At 43.6% G+C, this 24,253-nt stretch carries 24 protein-coding genes; 12 read left to right on the forward strand and 12 right to left on the reverse strand.

Annotation, left to right across the window (positions count from 1 at the left end):
* Nucleotides 1–87 precede the first annotated feature (87 nt).
* The gene (gene polA / locus FGM00_RS14415) at nt 88–2,925 is read left to right on the forward strand and encodes a DNA polymerase I (protein WP_138853584.1); all 2,838 of its coding nucleotides are present in this window, start codon (nt 88–90) and stop codon (nt 2,923–2,925) included.
* Between the two features lie 88 nt (nt 2,926–3,013).
* Complete coding sequence (locus FGM00_RS14420) at nt 3,014–3,361, forward strand: T9SS type A sorting domain-containing protein (protein WP_138853585.1); 348 nt, start codon at nt 3,014–3,016, stop codon at nt 3,359–3,361.
* Between the two features lie 79 nt (nt 3,362–3,440).
* Here FGM00_RS14420 and FGM00_RS14425 read toward each other — a convergent pair whose 3' ends face one another.
* Nucleotides 3,441–3,944 (reverse strand): lipocalin family protein, encoded by a 504-nt coding sequence (locus FGM00_RS14425; RefSeq protein WP_138853586.1) that lies wholly within the window; start codon nt 3,942–3,944, stop codon nt 3,441–3,443.
* Between the two features lie 79 nt (nt 3,945–4,023).
* Nucleotides 4,024–4,380, reverse strand: coding sequence for a hypothetical protein (locus FGM00_RS14430; protein ID WP_175416233.1), 357 nt, complete (start codon nt 4,378–4,380; stop codon nt 4,024–4,026).
* A 205-nt stretch (nt 4,381–4,585) separates the two neighbouring features.
* Here FGM00_RS14430 and rplM point away from each other — a divergent pair, with 205 nt between their 5' ends.
* The 4 genes from rplM to tsf all read left to right on the forward strand — a co-directional run bounded on the left by rplM (nt 4,586) and on the right by tsf (nt 8,012).
* Nucleotides 4,586–5,041 carry a 50S ribosomal protein L13 gene (gene rplM / locus FGM00_RS14435; protein WP_138853587.1) on the forward strand — a complete coding sequence of 152 codons (456 nt, stop codon included), beginning with the start codon at nt 4,586–4,588 and terminating at the stop codon, nt 5,039–5,041.
* Nucleotides 5,041–5,427, forward strand: a complete 387-nt coding sequence (gene rpsI, locus FGM00_RS14440; RefSeq protein WP_138853588.1) for a 30S ribosomal protein S9 — start codon at nt 5,041–5,043, stop codon at nt 5,425–5,427. Before rplM ends, rpsI begins: the two co-directional genes overlap by 1 nt.
* Nucleotides 5,428–5,702: 275 nt before the next feature.
* The gene (rpsB, locus tag FGM00_RS20050) at nt 5,703–6,935 is read left to right on the forward strand and encodes a 30S ribosomal protein S2 (protein ID WP_138853589.1); all 1,233 of its coding nucleotides are present in this window, start codon (nt 5,703–5,705) and stop codon (nt 6,933–6,935) included.
* Between the two features lie 111 nt (nt 6,936–7,046).
* Nucleotides 7,047–8,012, forward strand: a complete 966-nt coding sequence (tsf, locus tag FGM00_RS14450; RefSeq protein ID WP_138853590.1) for a translation elongation factor Ts — start codon at nt 7,047–7,049, stop codon at nt 8,010–8,012.
* Nucleotides 8,013–8,095: 83 nt separating this feature from the next.
* Here the strand turns inward: tsf and FGM00_RS14455 are convergent, their stop codons facing one another.
* The 5 genes from FGM00_RS14455 to FGM00_RS14475 form a co-directional block, all read right to left on the reverse strand.
* Complete coding sequence (locus FGM00_RS14455) at nt 8,096–8,908, reverse strand: DUF4097 family beta strand repeat-containing protein (RefSeq protein WP_138853591.1); 813 nt, start codon at nt 8,906–8,908, stop codon at nt 8,096–8,098.
* Nucleotides 8,909–8,912: 4 nt separating this feature from the next.
* A complete protein-coding gene (locus tag FGM00_RS14460) occupies nt 8,913–9,782 on the reverse strand; it encodes a DUF4097 family beta strand repeat-containing protein (RefSeq protein WP_138853592.1) in 870 nt (289 codons plus the stop codon).
* Nucleotides 9,783–9,843: 61 nt separating this feature from the next.
* Nucleotides 9,844–10,647 carry a HEAT repeat domain-containing protein gene (locus FGM00_RS14465; protein ID WP_138853593.1) on the reverse strand — a complete coding sequence of 268 codons (804 nt, stop codon included), beginning with the start codon at nt 10,645–10,647 and terminating at the stop codon, nt 9,844–9,846.
* A 2-nt stretch (nt 10,648–10,649) separates the two neighbouring features.
* Entirely contained in the window at nt 10,650–11,204 is a 555-nt protein-coding gene (locus FGM00_RS14470) for an RNA polymerase sigma factor (RefSeq protein ID WP_138853594.1), read from the reverse strand.
* Between the two features lie 163 nt (nt 11,205–11,367).
* Entirely contained in the window at nt 11,368–13,239 is a 1,872-nt protein-coding gene (locus FGM00_RS14475; protein ID WP_138853595.1) for a M61 family metallopeptidase, read from the reverse strand.
* A gap of 152 nt (nt 13,240–13,391) precedes the next feature.
* Here FGM00_RS14475 and pyrH point away from each other — a divergent pair, with 152 nt between their 5' ends.
* The 6 genes from pyrH to FGM00_RS14505 all read left to right on the forward strand — a co-directional run bounded on the left by pyrH (nt 13,392) and on the right by FGM00_RS14505 (nt 21,082).
* Complete coding sequence (gene pyrH / locus FGM00_RS14480) at nt 13,392–14,099, forward strand: UMP kinase (RefSeq protein WP_138853596.1); 708 nt, start codon at nt 13,392–13,394, stop codon at nt 14,097–14,099.
* 59 nt (nt 14,100–14,158) lie between these two features.
* Entirely contained in the window at nt 14,159–14,716 is a 558-nt protein-coding gene (gene frr, locus FGM00_RS14485) for a ribosome recycling factor (RefSeq protein ID WP_138853597.1), read from the forward strand.
* A 355-nt stretch (nt 14,717–15,071) separates the two neighbouring features.
* Nucleotides 15,072–17,462 carry an efflux RND transporter permease subunit gene (locus tag FGM00_RS14490; RefSeq protein ID WP_138853598.1) on the forward strand — a complete coding sequence of 797 codons (2,391 nt, stop codon included), beginning with the start codon at nt 15,072–15,074 and terminating at the stop codon, nt 17,460–17,462.
* Nucleotides 17,463–17,535: 73 nt separating this feature from the next.
* Nucleotides 17,536–18,978, forward strand: a complete 1,443-nt coding sequence (asnS, locus tag FGM00_RS14495) for an asparagine--tRNA ligase (protein ID WP_138853599.1) — start codon at nt 17,536–17,538, stop codon at nt 18,976–18,978.
* 41 nt (nt 18,979–19,019) lie between these two features.
* The gene (rpoN, locus tag FGM00_RS14500; RefSeq protein WP_138853600.1) at nt 19,020–20,477 is read left to right on the forward strand and encodes an RNA polymerase factor sigma-54; all 1,458 of its coding nucleotides are present in this window, start codon (nt 19,020–19,022) and stop codon (nt 20,475–20,477) included.
* Nucleotides 20,477–21,082: a hypothetical protein gene (locus FGM00_RS14505; RefSeq protein WP_138853601.1), complete on the forward strand. Its 606-nt coding sequence runs from the start codon at nt 20,477–20,479 to the stop codon at nt 21,080–21,082. The genes rpoN and FGM00_RS14505 overlap by 1 nt, the downstream gene beginning before the upstream one ends.
* Here FGM00_RS14505 and FGM00_RS14510 read toward each other — a convergent pair.
* The 5 genes from FGM00_RS14510 to FGM00_RS14530 all read right to left on the reverse strand — a co-directional run bounded on the left by FGM00_RS14510 (nt 21,056) and on the right by FGM00_RS14530 (nt 24,252).
* Nucleotides 21,056–21,559, reverse strand: a complete 504-nt coding sequence (locus FGM00_RS14510; protein WP_138853602.1) for an ExbD/TolR family protein — start codon at nt 21,557–21,559, stop codon at nt 21,056–21,058. The two genes, FGM00_RS14505 and FGM00_RS14510, sit on opposite strands and share 27 nt — an antisense overlap.
* 6 nt (nt 21,560–21,565) lie before the next feature.
* Nucleotides 21,566–22,162 carry an ExbD/TolR family protein gene (locus tag FGM00_RS14515; RefSeq protein ID WP_138853603.1) on the reverse strand — a complete coding sequence of 199 codons (597 nt, stop codon included), beginning with the start codon at nt 22,160–22,162 and terminating at the stop codon, nt 21,566–21,568.
* Between the two features lie 191 nt (nt 22,163–22,353).
* On the reverse strand, nt 22,354–23,052 hold the full coding sequence (locus tag FGM00_RS14520) for a porin family protein (RefSeq protein ID WP_138853604.1): 699 nt from the start codon (nt 23,050–23,052) through the stop codon (nt 22,354–22,356).
* 74 nt (nt 23,053–23,126) lie between these two features.
* Nucleotides 23,127–23,612 carry an ExbD/TolR family protein gene (locus FGM00_RS14525; RefSeq protein WP_138853605.1) on the reverse strand — a complete coding sequence of 162 codons (486 nt, stop codon included), beginning with the start codon at nt 23,610–23,612 and terminating at the stop codon, nt 23,127–23,129.
* A 22-nt stretch (nt 23,613–23,634) separates the two neighbouring features.
* Nucleotides 23,635–24,252: an ExbD/TolR family protein gene (locus tag FGM00_RS14530; RefSeq protein WP_138853606.1), complete on the reverse strand. Its 618-nt coding sequence runs from the start codon at nt 24,250–24,252 to the stop codon at nt 23,635–23,637.
* Between the last annotated feature and the right edge of the window lies 1 nt (nt 24,253).

Raw genomic sequence — 24,253 nt, forward strand, 5'->3', positions numbered from 1 at the left:
ATTTCTTTTACGTCCTCAATTTGTACTTTTAAAAACTTTAGCAATTTCAACCGCATTCCTCATACTTTGTATTTCTAACTTGTAGCCATGGCAGACCAAAAACGACTCTTTTTACTTGACGCATACGCACTGATTTTTCGCGGATATTACGCCTTGATCAAAAACCCTAGAATCAACTCCAAGGGAATGGATACCTCTGCTATAATGGGATTTATGAATTCTCTTTTTGATGTTATCAAACGTGAAAAACCCGACCATTTAGCTGTCTGTTTCGACAAAGGTGGCAGTGCCGAACGGACAGAAATGTTTCCCGAATATAAGGCAAACCGTTCCGAAACCCCGGATGCTATTCGCATTGCCATACCCTATATTCAGGATATTTTGCAAGCCATGCATATTCCTTCGGTCGTTTTGGAAGGTTGGGAGGCCGACGATATCATCGGCACCTTGGCAAAGCAGGCCGAAAAGGAAGACTATAAAGTTTTTATGGTAACACCGGATAAGGATTTCGGACAGCTGGTTTCCGAAAATATCTTTATGTACCGGCCCGCTCGAATGGGCAATGGCATCGAAATATGGGGTATTCCGGAAATTCAAAAACGTTTCGGGGTAGAACGACCGGAACAGGTCATTGATTATTTGGGGATGATGGGCGATGCGAGCGACAACATTCCCGGCTTGCCTGGAGTGGGAGATAAAACAGCGAAAAAATTCTTAGAACAGTTTGGTTCCATGGAAGGCCTATTAGCCAATACCGATCAACTCAAAGGTAAAATGAAAGAGAAGGTCGAAGAGAACGCAGAACTGGGCCTACTTTCGAAAAAACTGGCAACAATCTGTACCGATTGCGATGTAACCTTCAATGCTTCGGATTATGAATTGTCGGTACCCGACAGCAAAAAAGTTCAGGAACTATTTGAAGAGCTTGAATTTAGAAGGCTGAAAGACCAGTTCATCAAGATATTTTCCGGGGAAGAAGATACTCCGCAAACCCAAGTGACCAGCACCCCTACCGCCAAGGCCCAAGCAAAGGAAGCGGGCGGCGGACAATTTTCACTTTTCGGCGCAGACCCTTCCCAAGCCGCGGGTACCATCAAAGACTACAACAGCCGCAAAACCATTGCCGACGTACCACATTCGTACCAAAGTATCGCACCGGGTATGGCCATGAAATTCTTCTTACAGAATTTAATGAAACAAACTTCGGTTTGTTTTGATACCGAGACTACGGGGTTGAATCCTCTGACTGCTGAGCTCGTGGGCATCGCATTTTCTTGGGAAGCTACCAAAGGCTTTTATCTTCCCTTTCCCGAGGACCGGACCGAGGCCCAAGCCCTGATCGAACAATTGCGTCCGTTCTTTGAATCGGAGTCCATCGAAAAAATCGGTCAAAACCTAAAATATGATATCAAGGTACTTCACAAATACAATGTGCAGGTAAAAGGAAAGCTTTTCGATACCATGCTGGCCCATTACCTCATCAATCCGGATATGCGCCATAATATGGATGTACTTTCGGAAACCTATTTGAACTATACGCCGGTCTCCATCACTGAACTCATTGGCAAAAAAGGAAAGAACCAACTCAGTATGCGGGATGTTCCCCTAGAAAAACAGACCGATTACGCAGTCGAGGATGCGGATATCACCTTTCAATTGGCCCAACATTTTAAACCCGAATTGGCAGAGGCCAAGACCGAAGACCTTTTTAATGATATTGAAATCCCGCTACTACGCGTACTTGCTGATATGGAGTTGGAAGGCATCAAATTGGATGAGGAATTTTTATACTCCCTTTCCGAAGACCTCAATAATGACATTGCCTCACTTGAGAAAAAAATATACGAAGCTGCCGAGGTGGAGTTCAATATTGGGTCTCCCAAACAATTGGGCGAAATTTTATTCGATAAGATGAAGTTGGTCGACAAACCCAAAAAAACCAAGACTGGGCAATATTCCACCGCCGAAGATGTACTTTCCTATTTGGCGAAAGACCATGAAATCATTCAAAACGTACTGGATTACCGAGGACTATCCAAACTAAAAAGCACCTATGTAGATGCACTTCCCTTGCAAGTTGAGAAAAGTACCGGCAGAATACACACCGATTATATGCAAACCGTTGCCGCGACAGGGCGATTGAGTAGCAATAATCCAAACCTACAGAACATTCCGATTCGAACGGAAAGGGGCCGGCAAGTGCGAAAAGCGTTCGTACCAAGGGATGAAAATCACACCCTTTTGGCCGCGGATTATTCACAAATAGAACTACGGATTATTGCCGCATTGAGCGAGGAAACGACCATGATCGAGGCCTTTAAAAACGGGGAGGATATTCACGCCTCTACCGCCGCCCGCGTTTTCAATGTTCCCTTGGAGGAGGTAACCCGCGAGCAGCGAAGCAATGCCAAAACCGTCAATTTCGGCATCATTTACGGCGTTTCTGCCTTTGGGCTCAGTAATCAGACCGATCTTTCCCGTTCGGAAGCAAAAGAACTTATTGAAACCTATTACAAAACCTACCCGAAGCTACGGAACTACATGGGCGAACAGGTAGACTTCGCGCGTGACCACGGTTATGTGCAGACCGTTCTGGGCCGACGCAGGTACCTAAAGGACATTAATGGAAGCAATGCCATCGTACGGGGCGCAGCGGAACGGAATGCCGTAAATGCCCCAATTCAAGGTAGCGCCGCGGATATCATCAAAGTGGCCATGATCAACATCCATAAAAAGCTAGTGGAAGAAAACTACAAAAGCAAGATGCTCCTGCAAGTGCATGATGAATTGGTTTTTGACGTGTACAATCCCGAGATGGAGCAACTCAAGACCATGGTCAAATCGGAGATGGAAAATGCTTACAAACTAGCGGTACCCTTGGATGTTGAACTGGGTATTGGGGAAAACTGGTTGGTGGCGCATTAAAACCGAAGTTTTTTTCTAACATTTTTTTGTGATTTGGCCGGTACTAAGCTATCGACTTAGACGTTATGCAAGTACCAAACCAAAAGATATGAAGAAGTTTTTCCTGACCATTGCACTTGCTCTGGTCGTCTGTTTCGCCCAAGCGCAAACGGACAACACGAAGGAATCTGATGCCGAAATCATACAGATGGCCCCGCCCAAGCTCAAAGTATTCCCTAACCCAGCTACCAGCGTAGTGAATGTTCTGGGCGTTTTAAATTCGAAAAAGGCCGACATTACGATATCTGACCTCTACGGAACTACCTTGGCGACATACCAATGGGAAATACGCAACAATGCCCTGAATATTCCGATTTCAAACTTAAAGGCAGGTATCTATTTGATCTCCATTTATTCTAAGGAACAAACGGTACAGACAAAATTTTACAAGCAATAACTTTATTTGGCCTTACGACCAATAAAAAAACCCTCGACCATTAACACGATCGAGGGTTACTTTTTGCTTTTCAATTGTTTTATCTTCGCTCGAAAATCAATTCCCCACTGGCATTAAAATTAGGAATATCCAAACCGCTTGCATCTATGGTCAGGGTATCGCCATCGACCGTTGCCGCAGTGGTAACTGTTTGTCCGTCACTATTAAGGATGGATAAGGTCGTACCATCATAAACATAGGTACTAGTATCGGTATCTTTTTCGGTCGGGCAAGGAATGTCTAAACCCGTGCCTTCGGCATTTACGCCCGGTCTAAGATAATTTACAGAGTTTTCCGCTACCACGGTCAAATCTTGATTAAAGGTGAACGTAATAACATAGCAGTCCCTCGCGGTCAAAAAATCCAACGCATCGCGACCGTTCTTGGCATCATCACTGGCCGTTTGATCATCTATTCTTAATTCGGTAGCCTGCCAACTGCCGACGATGGCACTGGAATCGGTTTCACTGCTTTTGTCATCGTCCTTCGAACAAGAACAGATTAAGGTAGTCGCCATGACAAGTAAGAGAATTTTGGATTTCATCTTTTCTGTATAATTTTTAGTTGTACACCATTTAAACGTTCATTACAAGAATATCGTATGTATTTTAAAAAATACGCTCTTAGAGCACGAAACGATATGTCGCTTTGATCAAAAAGGTGTTGTTCACCTTCTGATTCAATATTTGTCCATCTAGACTACGGCCCAAACTATCCGTCGGATCCCCGAAACCCGTTACGCCTTGCGACCTGACCAGAAATATCTCGGAACCTGGAATATACTCCCATCGGGAAACGAGGTTCGAACGAAACTGAACAAATGAAAAGTCAGGGTCGGCTATTTCATAGTCGGTAAGACCATCGCTATTTTCATCCATTTGATATGGACCGTTACCATACTGTTTAGCTACCTGAAGATTATTACTTTTAACCGCATGTTGGAAATAGTCCTTAGTTTCTTCCTTATAAGGATTTTCCAAAGTTAGGCCCAACACTGCTGCACCACTACTCCTTTACATTTATTTAACAGAATAACGCACTAAAACTGCGTTATTTTTAATGAAAATTATACCGGCTTCTAAAATCTAAAAATATTCCGAAACAAGCGTTTGTATATCAAGTAATTTAATGTACATTTGCACCCCATTTATGGGATAGTATTGTTTAATAAAAAAGAATAAAGTAGTGGATACATTAAGCTACAAGACAATTTCGGCCAATCGCAAGACTGTTGACAAGCAATGGTTATTGGTAGATGCCGAAGGAGAAACACTAGGTCGTCTTGCCTCGAAAGTTGCTAAATTAATTAGAGGGAAACACAAACCTAACTTCACACCACACGTTGATTGTGGCGATAATGTAATTATTATCAATGCTGAAAAGGTACACTTAAGTGGTAACAAGTGGGAGGATAAAACGTACCAGCGTTACACAGGTTATCCAGGTGGGCAACGCGAAACCACTGCTAACGAATTACTCGCCAAGCACCCAGCGCGTATCGTTGAGAAAGCGGTTAAAGGGATGTTGCCTAAAAACAAGCTCGGTGCCGAATTATTCAGAAATCTTAAGGTTTATGTTGAATCTTCCCATGAACAAGAAGCACAAAAACCAACCGTATTCAATTTAAAAGAATTTAAGTAATGGACATCATTCACAAAATCGGTAGGAGAAAGACCGCTGTAGCCCGAGTTTATGTTTCTGAAGGAAAAGGAAAGATAACCGTGAACCAAAGAGAGTTAAACGACTATTTTCCTACGGCCACTTTGCAATACAAGGTAAAGCAACCGTTCACATTGACCGAAAATGACGGTAATTTTGATGTGAAGGTAAATGTTTTTGGTGGAGGTATAACCGGTCAGGCAGAAGCCATCCGTCTGGCTCTTTCAAGAGCAATGGTTGCCCTTGATGAGGAAAACAGATCGGTTTTGAAGCCGGAAGGATTGATGACCAGAGATCCAAGAATGGTAGAGCGTAAGAAATTCGGTCAGAAAAAAGCCCGTAAGAAATTCCAGTTCTCCAAACGTTAATATTTATGCTGAACTTGTTTCGGCACATGATATACTTATTTTTATTAGATACTGAAACAAGTTCAGTATAAACCCAGTTCATTGAAAGCCCTTGCGAAAGGGCACTTAAAAAACCTGTCACATTCTAAATCGGTGTGCAGGTATTGACCCTGAAACCTTCGAAATTTCGAAGCAGGGCAAGTTAGTTTAGCATCTAAATGGTGAAGGCATTCCGACATACGTTCGGGATACCGATTTGCCATTGCTAATTCATAAGAACGTAAACTAAATTAAAAATGGCTAAAAAAGTCGAAGTAAAAGATTTATTGGAAGCAGGTGTGCATTTCGGACACCTTACAAGAAAGTGGAATCCCAACATGGCGCCCTACATCTACATGGAGCGTAACGGAATACACGTCATCAACCTTTATAAAACAGTTGCAAAATTAGAGGAGGCACGACAGGCGTTGAAGCAAATTGCTTCTTCCGGTCGAAAAATTCTTTTTGTTGCCACTAAGAAACAGGCGAAGGACATTGTTGCCGAAAAAGTAGCAAATGTGAACATGCCCTACATTACCGAGCGATGGCCAGGTGGTATGTTGACCAACTTCGTGACCATTCGTAAGTCCGTCAAAAAAATGACAGCCATCGACAGAATGAAAAAAGACGGTACTTTTTTGAGTCTTTCCAAAAAAGAACGTCTGCAAAAAGACCGTTTGCGTGCAAAATTGGAGAAAAACTTAGGTTCTATCTCTGAAATGTCACGCTTGCCGGGTGCCCTTTTCATTGTTGACACGATGCGCGAGCACATTGCCGTTAAAGAAGCCATGAAATTGAACATTCCGATTTTCGCAATGGTCGATACCAATTCAGACCCTAGAGAAATCGATTACTTGATTCCATCAAACGACGATGCCTCAAAATCCATTGAAATCATCATGCAGCAGGTTTGCGATGCGGTTGCCGAAGGGTTAACGGAACGCAAGACCGAAAAGCAAGCCGAAAAAGAAGGTGCGGATACCCCCAAGGCAAAAACCGAAACGAAAAAAGAAGAGGCTATTGTTAAAGAAGCCCCGGCTATCGCAAAAGACGTGAAAGTTGCCAAACCGGATTCTGATGTAACCAAGGAAATTGACGCTGTCCCTGTAGTTGAAAATAAGGAAACACCTGAGCCAACGCCAGAAACCGTTGAGACCAAAGCGCCTCCTGTCGTAGCTAAAAACCCAAAGACCGAGGTTGACGCGGAGCCAATGGAAAAAATTAAGAAGAGCGACAAGGCCGATGACCTTACTAAAATCGAAGGTGTTGGGCCCAAAGCAGCTGAGTATCTTGTAGCGGCCGGTGTCGATACGTTTGCAAAGGTAGCTGAGACAAAGGCTGATAAGATGAAAGAAATTTTGACAGAAGCGAGTTCAAGAATGGGTCACTTAGATCCTACTTCATGGCCAAAGCAGGCTAAAATGGCTGCCGATGGAAAGTGGGATGAACTAAAGGAATGGCAAGACAACGCTAAGGGTGGTGTAGAATAAAGGCCTCAATCGTTTTTGCAGAAAAGTAACCCTTATCTTTCTAAAAGAAAGGTGAAATATTAACTAAGAGATTCTCGCCTTCGCGAGAATAAAAAATAAATAGTATAAATTATGGCAAAGATTACCGCCGCAGAAGTAAATAAATTAAGAAAGGCCACCGGTGCCGGAATGATGGATTGCAAAAATGCTTTGGTCGAAGCTGAGGGCGATTTTGACAAGGCTATCGAAGTATTGCGCAAAAAAGGTCAGAAAGTAGCTGCCAAGAGAGCCGATAGGGATTCTTCAGAAGGTGCGGCCATCGCAAAAGTAAATGACGACAAGACCGTAGGTGTTGCCATAGTATTGGGTTGTGAAACCGATTTCGTAGGAAAGAACGAAAACTTCGTAGCCCTAGCCAATGAGATTGCAGATCTTGCTTTGCACCAAAATAGCAAAGAGGAGTTGTTGGCTGCCGATTTTGGTGGTATGACCGTAGCCGAGAAACTAATCGAGCAAACGGGAGTTATTGGTGAAAAACTGGAAATCAACGCTTTTGAAAAATTAGAAGCGTCTTATGTGGGTTCCTATGTGCACATTAATAAAATCGCTGCTTTGGTCGGTTTATCGGCACGAGTGGATACCGCTGAGGAGTTGAGTAAAGACGTTGCCATGCAAGTGGCTTCAATGGGTGCGACCACCTTGTCTTACAAGGATTTTGACCCTGCGTTCATTGCTTCTGAAACCGAAGCACGGATTGCGGTTATCGAAAAAGAGAACGAAGAGCTTGGCCGTTTGGGCAAGACGCTCAAAAATGTGCCGCAATACATTTCAATGGCCCAATTGACCGACGAAGTTATCGCCAAGGCGGAAGCGGACGCGAAAGCGCAGTTGCAGGCAGAAGGGAAACCAGAGCAGATTTGGGACAAAATCCTTCCTGGGAAAATGGAGCGTTTTATCTCGGATAATACCACCTTGGACCAAGAGCAATGTCTGCTGGACCAGAACTTCATCAAGAATGACAAAATCAACGTGGCACAATACGTTGAATCCCATGGTGATGTTCACGTTTCGGGCTTCAAGCGCGTTACGTTAGGATAAGCAAACTCAGACTAATTCAAATAAAAAGACCGCTTCCTTTTTTAGGAAAGCGGTCTTTTATTCGTTAAACTACAAGCGACGAATCAATTAGACCTAATCATAATATCGCCGTTCATGGTTTTAAAAAGTAGTTCTTCTCCTCCGCCATTAATGGTACCCGTCACCCATTTATCGACAGTTACCTTGTAAACTCCAGCGGATGATTTTTTTTCATCCTTACTGATGTCACGGGTCATTTTCATTTCGTAATCCGTGTAGATTTCCCCGTTATCGGTCTTTGCTTTAACGTTGGCCGACAAGTTAGCTGGAAACGTCACATCCAGATCGCCGTTCAAACTGGTAAAGGCCATGGGCGACTTTGCATAACCTTTTGTAAAGGACACCACGATATTCTTGTTCAATGCATCCGCAATGACCGAGCCACCAATATTGACCAAGGAAATCGCGCCGTTTAGATTACTGATTTCCATTTCCCCGATTACCCCTTCTACCTTAATATTACCGTTGTTCGTTGCACGCAGATCCAGTGAGAAATTCTCCGGTACCTTGATCAGAAAATCGACCGTTTTATTCTGCTTACGTGATCTGACCGTTACTTTGTTATTGTACTCCTCTACGGAAAATTCAATGGATGTATCCCCGATTTTCCGCATGCCATCCTTCGTTTTTTGCGACTTGGAACTTTGCTTACTCGTCGTTTCTACAATAACGTCCTCTCCTTGATGTGCTTCTACGGTAATCGAGCCGTAAAGCAATCCTATTTTCAAGTATCCCGCTTCCCCTGGGGTACTCAGAGGTATCGTAACGGTCTCCTTCTCATCGGCTTGGGCCACTATACTCCCAAAAGAAAGTAAAAGGACTAAAAATGTGACCATGTGTATTCTTCTATTTCCCATCGTTCTATTTTTTTAATGTTGCATCACCGTTTAAGAGATTGAAATCCAATTGAATTCCCCCGTTTCCTATTCTATACGACTGTTCGGAACTCATATTGTATTTTGCTTTTTTTCCATTCTTGGTTTTGGTTTGTACCAAACGCGGACTCAGTTTTTCGGTGTCGTAATTGGTATACATATCACCGTTTAAACTTTTGAAGGAAACCTCTGCATTCAAATCGGCTTGAAAAGTAACGTTGACATCCCCATTTAAGGAATGGTACTTTGAATCGCCGCTGGGGTTCTTATAGTAGGTGATGTTAATATCCCTGTTCAAGGCATTTACATCGGTCTTCCCTGTAATATTATCCAAAGTAATCGCCCCGTTGAGGTTACTCACGATAATTTCTTCGCCATGAACGTTCTTCGCATAAATATCCCCGTCGTTCATCGTAGCCAGTTTTACATTGGTGTTTTTGGGTACTTTTAGCTTGAAATCGAGATAGTAGCGATAGTCCGGTTGTTCCCATCTGCCGTTTTTCTTTCTGTTCGAATACCTGCCAATTGCGGTATCAAAATCGTTCCATGGTGATTCCAGATATACATAGATACGCTGACCTACTTCTTCGATTTTCAGCTGTATATCACGCCTACCCTCTTCTAAAAGGGCCTGACTTCTGGCCGAAATAGTTTTTTCAACCTCAATTTTGATGGTCTTTCCATCATAGCCTTCCACGCTTATGGGTCCGTTTACATTTTGGACTACTAGCATGTTCTCCACGGAATTTGAAGAAAAACCTATTTCCTTGGCAATGGTTTCCGTTGACTTCTGGGCCGCAATACCATAGCTACATAAAAAGCTTAGTACGGTCAGTCCTGTTTTAACTGTTCTCATGATTGTTCGTTTTTTGATGCGCTGCGCCCGCCTTGTATCTGATAGGTACGCTCGGCTGTGTTTATATGATGTGATTGATTGATTCCTCTAATTTTTGCTTGACCGTTGAGTTGATATCGGGTTTTTGCAATAACTGTTTCATAGACTCAATGGAGGTCCTCTCCTGTAGGGCAACCATTAAATCGGCCAAGGCGATTTGAACCAAAGGCGAATCTTGCAACGCAATGGATTTGACCAAACCCATCCGCACTTCCGGCGTCTCAACATATTTGGTCAAAGACTCGATGGCCACCAAGCGCACATTGATGTTCGGGTCATTGTTCAAGGTCGAAAAAAGGGCTTTTATGACACGTTCATTGGCATCGTTCAACTTGGCTGCTTCATTCACCGCCTGTAAACGTTTATTCGCCGAGGGTTGCTCCAACAAGGTCAACACTAATTCTTGGCGCACCTCCTCGGTCTCATTGTTGACCACTGCCGGCACATTAACTGTCGGGTTTGGATTACTGGTATTGAACACATAGCCAACGGCAAGCCCAATAGTTAACAAGAGGACGCCAAGAGCCAATTGCGGTCTGTGTATCGGGCCAAAAAAAGATTTTAAATTTCGAAACCAACCGGACTTCTCAATGGAATTCTTTTCCATTTTAGCGTTCAACATCTCGAAAAAAACGGTATCCATTAGTTTGGATGGTTCCGGGATTTTGGTTTCTTCTAAATTATGCCAGGTACCGGCCAGCGCTTCGAATTCTTCTTTGTGCTTCAAATGGTTTTGGAGATACCTTTCAAATTCTCGTTGTCCGTTTTCATCCAGCTCGCCGGATAGGTATTCCATCATCCATATTTCAAACTTTTCCTGTTCCATAGCTATCTTGTTTCCAATTGTAGAAAAATCGTTCGCAACTCTTTCAACGCTCGGTGCGCCTTTACTTTGGCTGCCCCCTCAGTGCATCCTAAAATCTCACTTATCTGACTGAATTTCATCTCCTTAAATTTGCTCAATATCAGGACTTCCCGTTCTTCGGGAGCCAATATTTGCATGGCCCGATGCAATACCGATATGTCGTCTTTTTGTTCCATATCCTTTTCAACAGCATTCGAATCCTCAAGTTTATAGGCAACGGAAGCTACTTCGCTCTGATGAAACGCGATTTTATTTCTTCGATAGTAATCGAAATTCACATTGCGCGCCGTACGGAACATCCAAGCCGTAAACGAACCTTCACCGGTATAGGTATGTTTATACTTGAGCATGCGAACAAAGACATTTTGTACCAGGTCTTCACTTAAGGACGCGTTTCGGTTCATGTTATAAAAAAATCCGAAAAGTCGCTTTTTATGACGCTCGTACAGCAGTCCCAGCTTATCGACATCGCCTGCCTTTACTTTGAGCATTAATGCATTGTTGGTTGGTTCTTGCATTTAATTTCTTAGGTATACAAAAGGGTAAACTGCGTTTTTAAGAGAAGGTTACATAAAAATCCAATTTTTAAGGTAATTTTTTTCATAAATAAAAGGGGCGGTCCAAAAAGTATACTTTTTGGACCGCCCCGAAATTTATTATCCTATGAAAAAACAGATGCGATTATCCTTTCATCCAAGCGTTGCGTAAGACGATCTGCTCATCGCTCGCGTTTTCCAGAGGAACGATTTTCTTTTCGTTCACCATGGCCTTTCCGGCAAGACCCTCTACGGTCATTTCGGCCCCATCCCGTTCAACGACCATTTTAACGGGTGTTTCGGGTGTCCAACCGAAACTCGTTCCGATAATTCCACGAATGGCCTCGAGGTTTATAGGGGTGTCATTTATGCTTTTTATGATATCACCACCTTGCACACCAAGACCCGTAAAGAAACTATTGAGTGCGATACCTTTACGGATGAAAATAGCATTATCATTTTTCTGATCAACGTCAATATACGGCACCTCTCCTTTGAGAAAGTAACCGCTTTCAATCTCCTGCTCGGCATTGGTCAGCCCCACTTTTACCAAATAGGAATCGTAGTCTATGGGGGTGTCTCCCAATACATGCATATCGAAGAAGGTTCGTATTTCCGGGTAGGTCATGGCTACGATTTCATCGATAAGGGCATCGTCTTCAAAAGGGGTGCTATCCCCGTATTTTTTAGAAAGTTCCTTCATCAACCATAGCACTCCCTTTTCTCCATTGCTCAATTCACGCAAGCGAATATCCAAGGCCATATTGATCAAAGCCCCTTTTTCATACACATTCCCATATTCGTCTTTATAGGGTTCTTCCAATACGTTTTTACTCATTTCTGTAAAAGACAATCTGTCGTTGTAAGAGGAGGCATTCTCGATTTTATCCATGATACGTTTGTAGAACTCGGTCTCATCGATAAGCCCTTCATGAATCTGGAATAGATTGGCAAAATATTCCGTCGTGCCTTCGTACATCCACAAATGTTGTGACATTTGAGGATTGTTGAAATCGAAATACTGAATTTCGTTCGAATGCACGTTCAAGGGTGTGACGATATGGAAAAATTCGTGCGAAACCACGTCGACCATCGCCTGCTCCAACGCTTCTTTTTGCATTACCTCGGGCAGTACCACTACGGTGGAAGTATGGTGTTCCAAAGCTCCAAAACCATTTGCATCGGTATCGCCCATTTGAGAAAGATACAATAGGATGCTGTATTCCTTGGTACTGTCGATATCACCTAGAAAAGCCTTTTGGGCAGTCATCATCTTTTCCATTCGGTCCTTTAGACTGGCTGCGGTGTAGGTGCCGTTCGGAGAATACACGCTGAGGGTTACTGTGATATCATTGATTTGAAAGGTCTCTGTATTCGGTTTGGCATATAGAATGGGATTATCGATGACCTCAAAATAACGGCCCGCGGTAAAGACGTCGGCATCAACATTTTCCACGTCGTCGACCTTCTTCGGAAGGGATGTTGTTGCCTCCAAATCGGAAGGCTTGCTAATACCAAGTTCGTAAGGGACTTCTTCATAACCTTTGAAGTATCCAACGAAACCATGCAGATTGAGCATAAAATTCTCTCCCGCAAGAATATTCGTTCCCGCTGGCGAGAATACCGCTTCTTCCTGTTCGTTTTCAGAATCGAAGGTATCGTTTACGTAGTAGGTAATCTTATCCAATGCTTTGGCATTGGCGATATTCCATGTATTATCATCTGCCTTGGTAACAGCCAGGGTTGCACCGTCGTAATCCAGGGCCTTTAATCCTTCGATGTATTTACCATAATCATCCGTGCTATATGTGCCCGGAACGGTTTTTGGAATCCGAAACGAAACGCTATCCGAAGTGAATGCCCCGGGATCGATACTGACCATTACTTTATCATCGGTCACATTTTTCAGATCCATCGAAACCATTATGGGCGTCTTATCGGCGGTTACCAACGTCTTCGTGGCGCCACAACCAAGCAAAAGCATTACGGACAGGGAACTACATACTAATTTTCTCATACTATTTTTTGTTTCATCAATTGGTCGCAAGTTCATAAAAAAATTTCTACCCTGCATACTGTGGCTGTTAATAATTCCTAAAGAACGGTCCAAAAATGAGCAACTGTTGGCATAAGTTTTTTGATTATTTTTGTGACAACTAAACAAGCAAAATGCACTATAAACGAATACTTTTAAAATTAAGTGGCGAAGCGCTCATGGGCGAGAAGCAATATGGGATAGACTCAAAAAGACTAGAGGAATACGCCGACGAAATAAAAGAGGTAGTCGATAAGGGCATTGAAGTGGCCATTGTTATCGGGGGTGGCAACATTTTCCGTGGATTGGCCGGAGCCGCTACAGGTATGGATCGTGTTCAGGCAGATCATATGGGTATGTTGGCCACCGTGATCAACGGTTTAGCGTTGCAAAGCGCCCTAGAGCTAAAAGGCGTACAGACGCGACTACAGTCCGCGATTAAAATCAACGAAATGGCCGAACCGTTCATCAGAAGACGGGCCATGCGCCATTTGGAAAAAGGCCGAGTGGTCATTTTTGGTGGCGGTACGGGCAACCCTTATTTTACGACCGATTCGGCCGCCGTACTTCGGGCGATAGAAATCGAGGCGGACGTGATTTTAAAAGGAACGCGCGTAGATGGCATCTATACCGCAGACCCTGAAAAAGATGTGAACGCTACAAAATTCGATACCCTATCATTTAAGGAAGTATTGAGTAAAGGTTTAAAAGTAATGGATACAACAGCCTTTACACTTAGCCAAGAAAATTCTTTGCCGATCGTGGTTTTCGACATGAACAAAACGGGCAACCTTTCGAAGATAGTTGACGGGCAAAACATCGGTACGGTCGTAAATGTGTAGTTTACACACCAAACGATTTGGAACAATATTTGCCTATTATTTTATAAATTTAGGAACACATGAACGAAGAAATCAGTTTTATTCTTGACACTTGTAAAGAGGCCATGGAAGCCGCAATTTCCCATTTGGAGAAGGAATTCGTAAAAATTAGGGCAGGGAAAGCCAGCCCTGCGATGCTTTCCTCGGTCATGGTAGACTACTACGGGTCACAGACCCCATTGCATCAAGTGGCGAACGTTAACACGCCGGACGGGAGAACGATTACGGCCCAACCTTGGGAGAAGGCCATGCTGCCGGAAATCGAAAAAGCCATCATGAACGCCAATCTCGGTTTCAACCCTATGAGCAACGGGGAAAGCATTATCATTAATGTACCACCCTTGACGGAGGAACGCCGTATTCAATTGGCGAAACAGGCCAAAGCGGAAGCCGAACACGCAAAAGTCGGTGTTCGTAATGCGCGCCAAGAGGCCAATAAGGACATACGAGCCTTAGATGATGCCTCCGATGATCTTAAAGATAACGCCGAGACCGATGTTCAGGAATTAACGGACAAGTACACCAAAAAAATAGACACCTTTTTAGAGGCCAAGGAGGCAGAGATCATGAAGGTGTAAAAAGTTCTAACGAACAGAAAGTGAGCGTTCCCAAGTGTTTTCAATCCTAAGCGCAATCCAATACGCAATGGGAACGCCAATCTAGAGCCCACCGATGATATCCGACAACTTATTTCGCTTTGCCTCTACTGATGTTTAGTCAAAGCTTTAACACCCCTTCATTTCCGATGGAAACATATCATCCTATCACCTAGGAACACTCCATCTCGTTTTTTACCTTTGCCTGCCTTGGGACAAATTTTTAATCAGTCTCTTAATACAAATAATTAAAAAGCCCTGCACCGATGCGGGGTTTAATTCGAACTAACCACTATCAAAATAGCGTTGCCTTTTCGATAGCGGAAGTCTCATTTAAATGGTAGCAAAACTTACACAAGGTTTTTGGGCCAAAACGGCCAATATCATCCTCAGGAATCGAATTTTGATTCTGCTTATGGTTGTGGGGATGACGGTTTTTCTAGGCTTTCAATGGGATAAGATGCGTTTTTCGAATTCCCAAGCCAACCTCTTGCCTGATGACCATCCCGTTAACGTAGAATACCAATCCTTTCTCAAAAAGTTCGGCGAGGAAGGCAATGCCATTGTTTTTGCCATACGCGATAGCAGCCTGTTTACGCCCGAAAATTTTAACCGCTGGAACAAATTCAGCAAGCAATTGGCGGCATTCCCGGAAGTAGATTTGGTCATCTCCACCGAAAACCTGAAGGAACTCGTCAAGGACAACGACAAGCAACAGTTTACCATGCGCCCGTTGATCACTTCGGAATCGCGCACCAAAGCGGAAGTCGATAGCATCAAAAACCACCTTTTCAACAACATGCCGTTCTACGACAATCTCTTGTTCAATGCATCGAGTGGTACGGTTCGTACGGTAGCGAACCTAGACTCCGATATCGTAAACACGACCGTTCGAAAAGATTTTATTTTACAAGACCTCAAAAACCTGGTCAGCCGTTTCGAGCAAGATACAGGCATGGACGTTCGAGTTTCGGGTATGCCCTATATTCGTACGATGAACTCCCAAAACATCATCGATGAGATCGGGAAGTTCATCTTGGCCGCACTAGGGGTGACCTCTTTGATTTTCTTTTTCTTCTTTAGGAGTTTCCGGGCGACCTTTATTTCGATGCTCGTGGTTATCGTAGGGGTCATGTGGGCCTTTGGAACCCTCGGTTTATTGCAATATGAGATTACCGTGCTTACGGCATTGATTCCTCCGCTGATCATCGTTATCGGTATTCCGAACTGTATTTTCCTTATTAACAAATACCAACAAGAAGTCAAAAAACATGGGAATCAAGCCCTTTCCCTACAACGGGTAATCGCTAAAATAGGGAACGCTACCTTAATGACCAATGTGACCACGGCCTCCGGATTTGCCACCTTCATTATTACTGACAGCAAATTACTAAAGGAGTTTGGTGTGGTAGCCTCCATAAATATCCTGGGTATTTTTATCCTTTCCCTTTTGATTATTCCCATAGTGTACAGTTTTATGCCGTTGCCGAAAACGAAACACCTTAAGCATCTGAACAAACGCTGGATAGACACCTTCGTCAATTGGATGGAAAACATTGTACGCAACAAACGGATTTCGGTATATGTGGTCTCCCTCATCCTTTTGATCGCCAGCATTATCGGTATTTATCAAATACGTATTTCGGGAAGCATCATCGAAGACATGCCCAAAAATGCGGAGTTCTTCAAAGACATTCGCTTTTTCGAGCAGGAGTTTGACGGTATCATGCCCGTAGAAATCGTTGTCGATACCAAAACGCCACGTGGCGTACTGAAACCTGCCAATCTCAAGAGAATCGATCGCCTAGGCACGCTGATCGATGAAACGCCCGAACTATCCAAACCCGTTTCCATCGTGAACCTGGTTAAATATTCGAAGCAGGCTTTTTACAACGGAATTCCCAAATACTATCAATTGCCCACCTCGCAGGAGAATACCTTTATCATGGATGTTGCCAAAAATTCCGCGGACAACGGCAACATGCTCAATTCATTTGTTGACAGTACTGGTCAAACTGCACGTATAACCACCTTCATGCAAGACGTAAAAACGGAACGTATGGAAGCCATTGAGGCCGATCTCAATGAGAACATTTCGAAAATTTTTCCGAGCGAACGTTTTAATGTGTACATGACGGGAGGCGCACTTATTTTCTTAAAGGGCACGAAATATTTGGTTAAAAATCTAATTTTATCGCTTGCGCTGGCCATCGGTCTGATCGCCCTTTTTATGGCCTATCTGTTTCGCTCGTTCCGGATGATCATTATCTCTTTGATTCCGAATCTGTTACCCTTGGTCGTTACCGCTGGGGTCATGGGTTTTGTGGGGGTTCCTATTAAGCCTTCCACGATTTTGGTATTTAGTATCGCCTTTGGCATTTCCGTAGACGACACGATTCACTTTCTCGCCAAATACCGACAGGAATTGCTCGCCAATAATTGGAAGATCAAGGTCTCCGTTTATGCCGCCTTGCGGGAAACAGGGGTAAGCATGTTCTATACTTCCATCGTATTGTTCTTTGGGTTTTCGGTCTTTATCATTTCGAATTTCGGCGGTACTGTTGCTTTGGGCGCATTGGTTTCTGCAACCCTGTTGTTCGCCATGCTCGCCAACTTGATACTCCTACCCTCTTTGCTCTTATCGCTCGAGCGGAATATCGCCAACAAGAAAGTGCTCAAAGAGCCGCAAATCGATATTCTTCCCCAAGATGGGAACGATGCCGGTTAATGTGCGGATAATAACCACTTCTTCTTCTGTTCTTTTTGCCCAAAAGGCTATCTTTGAGTTTTAATTTTTTAGAATGAAATCAGTAAGCATCAAAGCAGTTCTCGCTACTGCGCCCGAATCGCAACAAGTTACCGTAAACGGCTGGGTAAAGAGTTTTAGAAACGATCGTTTTATCGCGCTTAACGATGGTTCGACCCTGAAAAATATACAATGTGTGGTAGAGTCGAATCAATTTAACGAGACGATACTCCAGCAGATCACTGTCGGTGCCGCATTGAAGGTAACCGGTGCCTTGGTCGAAAGCCAAGGTCGCGGACAAACCGTCGAGATTCAAGTTACTGACATTTTCGTTCATGGTACCGCCGACCCGGAGGAAGTGAAATTAACCATTCTTTCCCCCAAAAAACATTCGCTGGAATTTTTAAGGGAACAGGCACACTTACGTGTTCGCACCAACACTTTTGGCGCCATCATGCGGGTACGATCGGCATTGTCGTTTGCCATTCACCAGTATTTCAACCAAAACGGATTCCAATATTTTCACGCGCCGATCATCACCGGTTCAGATGCCGAAGGCGCCGGGGAAATGTTTAAGGTAACCACCTTGGATGCCAAAAAAACGTCTTTAAACGAGGCCGGGGAAGTTGATTATAAGGAAGATTTCTTTGGAAAGGAAACCAATTTGACCGTATCCGGACAGTTAGAGGCAGAAGCTTATGCCATGGGACTTGGCAAGGTTTATACCTTCGGACCTACATTCCGTGCCGAGAATTCGAACACCTCAAGGCACTTAGCCGAGTTTTGGATGGTCGAGCCCGAGGTAGCGTTCAACGATCTTAATGACAACATGGACCTCGCCGAAGATTTCATCAAAAGCGTGGTTCGCTATGCCCTGGATAATTGTATGGAAGATTTAGCGTTCCTTCAGGAACGCCTGTTAAACGAAGAAAAGAGCAAACCTCAGGTCGAGCGCAGCGAAATGGCCCTAATTGAAAAATTACGCTTCGTGGTAGACAACGATTTTAAACGTATCACCTATACGGAAGCCATCGATATATTGAGAAACAGCAAACCGAATAAAAAGAAAAAGTTCACCTACCCGATTGACGAATGGGGTGCCGATTTACAGAGTGAACACGAGCGCTTCCTCGTCGAAAAGCACTTCAAGTGTCCCGTAATCCTCTTCGATTATCCTGCGAAAATAAAGGCGTTTTATATGCGATTGAACGAAGATGGAAAAACGGTGCGCGCCATGGATATCCTCTTTCCCGGTATTGGGGAAATCGTAGGTGGCTCGCAACGTGAAGAGCGTTTGGATGTACTCAAAAGTAAAATGGAAGCCTTGGGCATTCCCGAGGAAGAACTTTGGTGGTATTTGGACCTACGAAAATTCGGAACCGCCGTACACAGTGGTTTTGGCCTTGGGTTTGAGCGTTTGGTTTTGTTCGCAACGGGCATGGGCAACATCAGGGATGTGATTCCGTTTCCGAGAACGCCCCAGAATGCTGAATTTTAATTCTAAAATCTCTATTTTTATAGGAAAGGACAATACTACCAATGTTAAAACAACACTTACAGTTTAAATTATCGCAAAAGCTATCGCCTCAGCAGATTCAGTTGATGAAGTTGATACAATTGCCCACCCAGGCATTCGAACAACGGCTAAAGCAGGAACTGGAGGAAAACCCGGCATTGGAAAGTGGTAAGGAGGAGAGTGAAACCATTGACGACGACTTCGATTCGGAGTTCGATGACAGCACTGATAACGAGACCATCGAGACCGAGGACATTAATATTGACGATTACCTGAGTGACGATGAAATTCCCGATTATAGGACCAAGGCCAATAATTATAGTGCAGATGATGATGAAAAGAGTGTTCCCTACGCTGCGGGCACATCTTTTAATCAGTATCTGATCAGCCAATTGAATACCGTTTACCTTAGTGATGAGGAATGGAGTATCGCCGAATTTCTGGTTGGTAGTGTCGACGAAAGCGGCTATATCCGCAGACCGATTACAGACATTCTAGACGATCTGGCCTTTACCCAAAACATTTATACGGACGAGCAGACGATTCTGAAAGTACTGAAAATGGTTCAGGAATTGGATCCGCCAGGGGTGGCGGCACGTTCTTTGGAGGAATGCCTCATCATTCAGTTAAAGCGAAAGGAGCCCAACCCGAGCGTAGAACTCGCCATTGCGATACTCGAAAAATCGTTCGACCAGTTTACGAAAAAACACTACAAAAAGCTTATTCAAAAGCATGGCATTACCGAGGAGCAACTAAAAGATGCTATTTCCGAAATCGAAAAATTGAACCCCAAGCCGGGAGGTTCCTATGCGGGCAACAACCGCATGATCGAACATGTTGTGCCCGATTTCTCCATAAGAATCGTAGAAGGTGAACTTGAACTCACCCTTAACGGGAGAAACGCTCCGGAATTACGTGTTTCCAGGGAGTACAACAATATGCTCAAGGGCTACAAGGCTGCTAAGGATAAATCGAAATCACAGAAAGATGCCGTCATGTTCATCAAGCAGAAACTCGATGCCGCCAAGTGGTTTATCGATGCCATTTTACAACGGCAGCAAACCCTTTTCGTGACCATGAGTGCGATCATGAACTATCAAAAAGAATATTTTTTAACAGGGGACGAGCGCAATCTGCGCCCTATGATCTTAAAGGATATCGCCGACGAAATCGATATGGATGTCTCAACGGTTTCCCGAGTGGCGAACAGCAAGTATGTCGACACTCCGTATGGCACAAAACTCATCAAAGAGTACTTTTCCGAATCGATGAAGAACGACCAAGGGGAAGATGTATCGACCAAGGAAATCAAAAAAATATTGGAAACCGTTATTGCAGAGGAGACCAAGAAAAAACCACTTACGGATGACCGACTGGCCACCATCCTCAAAGAAAAGGGTTACCCTATTGCCCGGAGAACGGTTGCAAAATACCGGGAACAGTTAGACATACCCGTAGCCCGTTTACGAAAGCAGATCTAATGAAATTGATTCTTAGAACCGTTTCGTATCTATTTCATCCTTTGCTCATTCCAATCGCCGGTACCTTGGCGTATTTTCGAATTACCCCCAAATACAGTCCATTGGCCGTTCAAAGTGGTAATGTGCTTCCTATTTTTATTCTCACGGTGATTATTCCCATTATTTTTTATCTGATTCTCAACAATATAGGCTTGGTGAAGTCGGTGTTTGTACCCAATGCACGAGAGCGACGCTTTCCATTATACATCAACATTCTGCTGTTCCTGATGATTTTGTACAAGGTCATTCCGAACAATTATACCATAGAGCTGTTTTATTTTTTTGTTGGCCTGACTAGCGCCGCAATTGCTTCTTTGGTACTCTTATTTCTAAATTTCAAGAGCAGTCTGCACATGACGGGTATCGCCAGCCTTTTCATGTACTTGGTATGCCTAAGCGTTCATTTTGAAACAAACATTACCATTGCCCTTAGCCTAACTATGTTGGCAATCGGCTTGGTCGCCACTTCCAGACTCTACGCTAGGGCACATAATGGCCCAGAAATAGTCGTAGGACTTGTTATAGGACTATTTTCCCAACTACTGACCATTAAGTTTTGGATGTGAGCTACTATCGTGCACCGCTTCTCCCTCATAAGTGGTATAATTTATTTTTAAAGCCCCGACCTTCCGTAATTCCTGTTTCACATCTTGAATAATACCCATACCCGCCTTTTTATCCACCTTTAACGAAATGGTTACGTAGGGTCTTAAGTGTTCCGGCTTCTGGGCTATTTTGGCGAGCACATAGGGTCCAACATCCGACAGGTATGCAAACTTATCCTCAAGCTGTATGCGCGGTTCGGTACCCAGCGCCTCCTCGAGGTCTTTGGTCGGTCGACCGATATGTATGGATATTACCCGGTCTTTTTTCTCCAATTTCTTGGTCTCGGTAGCATTGGGCAATACATTATCTACTTTTAAGGTCGTGTCCTTCATCACGGTGACGGTCATGAAAAAGAACAACAGCATAAAAACAATATCGGGTAATGAAGCTGTAGATACTTCAGGTATTGAGCTGACATTTTTATTAAATCTCGACATAATGCGCTAGTTTATCGGTTCTATAATATTCAAAGGGTACATTTCCTGTAATTGCTTTATGCACCCTTTCAAGATAATTTTGGTGTTCTCATCGGTTCTGGAATCGGTATAGGCAGCTTCCATAGCCGTATAGTCTTGCTGATAAAGACTTTGTCCCTCCCTGTTCCGCAAGGCATGGTAAGCGGCGACTAGTTCATTTTGCACACCTATGTAGGTTTCATAGGTAGTTTCCCGGTCGTTCTTTACCGATATTATTGCAATCAAAGGGTGCTCTGAAGATTCAGGACTACGCCGTCCCTTGCAATAATTGCATTTCTCCGGTTCCCCGCCATTATCAATAAAACGTATTGCCGTTTCCCGAAGTTCAAACAGGTTCAATGGGTGCCCATCTATCATTAGTTCATTCTCCTTGTTGATTGAAATTTCCAAGACATTTCGTTCTTTCTGTACCAAGGGAGGTACGAGATTTGTATTTGGCAACATTCTATCAAGACCGGCATCGGTCTCGATGGTCGTCGTGACCAAGAAAAATATCAATAATAAAAAAGCAATGTCGGCCATTGAGCCGGCATTAACGGTGGGCACTGCAGTTCGTTTTCCCATAATGTAAAAGTTTAGATTATACCGTAGCATTACTAGTGGGAAGACGAAAGTCTACCATCTCTTCGTGATGTACGAAAAGGGGTTAACCTTTTGGGTCGTTGATAAATGGGAAGGAAGGTGTTGTTAAGGAAATCACAATATTCGTGCCATAAGCTATAATCATGAACAGCTATGCCCGAAATTGTTTTGAGCTATAGGATGTAAAAAATAAAGCCCAATCGTAAAGGCTTCATATCGATACGCTCCCCATCAAGCAGGGCACCGCGCTCGAACAAATTGTTCAAAGCATAGTAGGCGTGTATGTTGAAGGTATTCCATCCGATATTGAAAGTCAGCCCATATTGAAATTTGCTTACATCGGTATTATTGAAGGAAGTTTTAACGCTACGATCATCCACGTTCCTCACGTACTTCGATCGGGCACCGAGCACATAGCTTAGATTGAATCCTGTATATATGCGCCAGAACTTATATTCGGTCGGGGTAGATTTGCGCCAACGAAACTCGATCGGGATTTCAATCAGGTGTGTCTCGATTTTATTCCGTTCAAAATTATTATCCGTTTCCACTACACTATAGGTTGCCGCCCCGCTTGCCTCTGTGGCCACTAAATTCGAATAATACGAATAGACCCCATACCCGATTCCCACACCCAGACCGATGTTCCTTTCGGGATTTAACGGAATATCCTTAATAAAACCGGCGCGCAACCCATATGAAAGGCTTTGTTGACCTACATTCTCCGGTTTGGAAAGTAGAAAGTTATAGGTAATTCCCAAATAGAACTGGTCTTCCAGATACTGCTTGTCTACTATTACCGAATCCTGAACGAACTGGGCATGCATTGCCAAGGAGTACAACAGTACGGCGCCAGTAAAAAATACTTTCATGACCATAAAGTTAGCAAATAAAAAACGCTCCAAATAGTGTTATTTGGAGCGTTTTTTAAAAATTGAATGTATTCCTAATTCTTAAGATTGTTGAAGGCGTCACCCTCGTAGGTGGTATAATTTACCTTTAACGCGTTCACTTCACGAAGTTGCTGCTTGATATCGGATATCAATCCCATATTAGCATTTCGATCAACTTTCAAGGAGGTAGTCAATACATTTTGTAGGTCTTGGTGCTTTTTAGCCCTTTCCATCAAAATGAAATCCCCCACGTCCGAAGCGTTGGAAAATTTATCGTTGAGCTGAATTTTAGGTTCCGAACCATACTGGCTGGCGTACTGATCGTCAGGCGCACCCACATAGATTGTGATGACCCGATCTTTCTTTTCCAACTTTTTGATTTCACTGGCCTGCGGCAGTTCGTTTTTGACTTTCAAGGTATTGTCCTTCATAACGGTTACCGTCATGAAGAAAAACAGCAACATGAAGACAATATCAGGTAGTGAGGCCGTTGAGACCGCTGGCAATTCCCCACTTTTTTTCTTTGCAAATTTAGACATATCCTATATTCTTTTTATGCTGTTAGTTTGATGAAGATGACGACGTCTCCGCCTCTGATAGTTTCTGGGGAAACATATCCTGAATACGCGTTATCTTTTCTTTCAATTCTGCCTTTACACTAGGAGGTGTCTCCTGTTTGATGTATTCGGCTTCCATATCGGTAAATGAGCGTTTGAACAAACGCTCTGCCTCGCGGTTACGCAAATCGTTATAGGCACCTACCAATTCATTTTGAACGGTAATATAAGTGCCATACTTGGTCTCCCTATCGTTTTTCAAGGAAATAATCGCTTTCGTAGGGTTATCCGAAGATGTAGGGTCTTTTTTCCCCTCTCTACAATAATTACAGGACCCGTCTCCGTTGTTTTCCAAGAAGGCCATCGCTTTTTCCCGCAAAGCCGTCAGCTCCGTCAAATTTCCATCGGCCAGTAATTGGCCGCTCTTACTGATATTTACCTGAAAGATGTTCTTCTGCTTGATCACAACATCATTCTCAGGCGGCTCTATAGGTGGCAACATACGATCCAAACCGGCATCTGTTTCAATAGTGGTAGTTACTAAGAAAAAGATAAGTAATAGAAACGCAATGTCTGCCATAGAACCTGCATTTACTTCTGGTGCTCCTGCTCTTCTAGGCATA

The organism is Aggregatimonas sangjinii, from assembly GCF_005943945.1.
Lineage (GTDB): Bacteria > Bacteroidota > Bacteroidia > Flavobacteriales > Flavobacteriaceae > Pelagihabitans > Pelagihabitans sangjinii.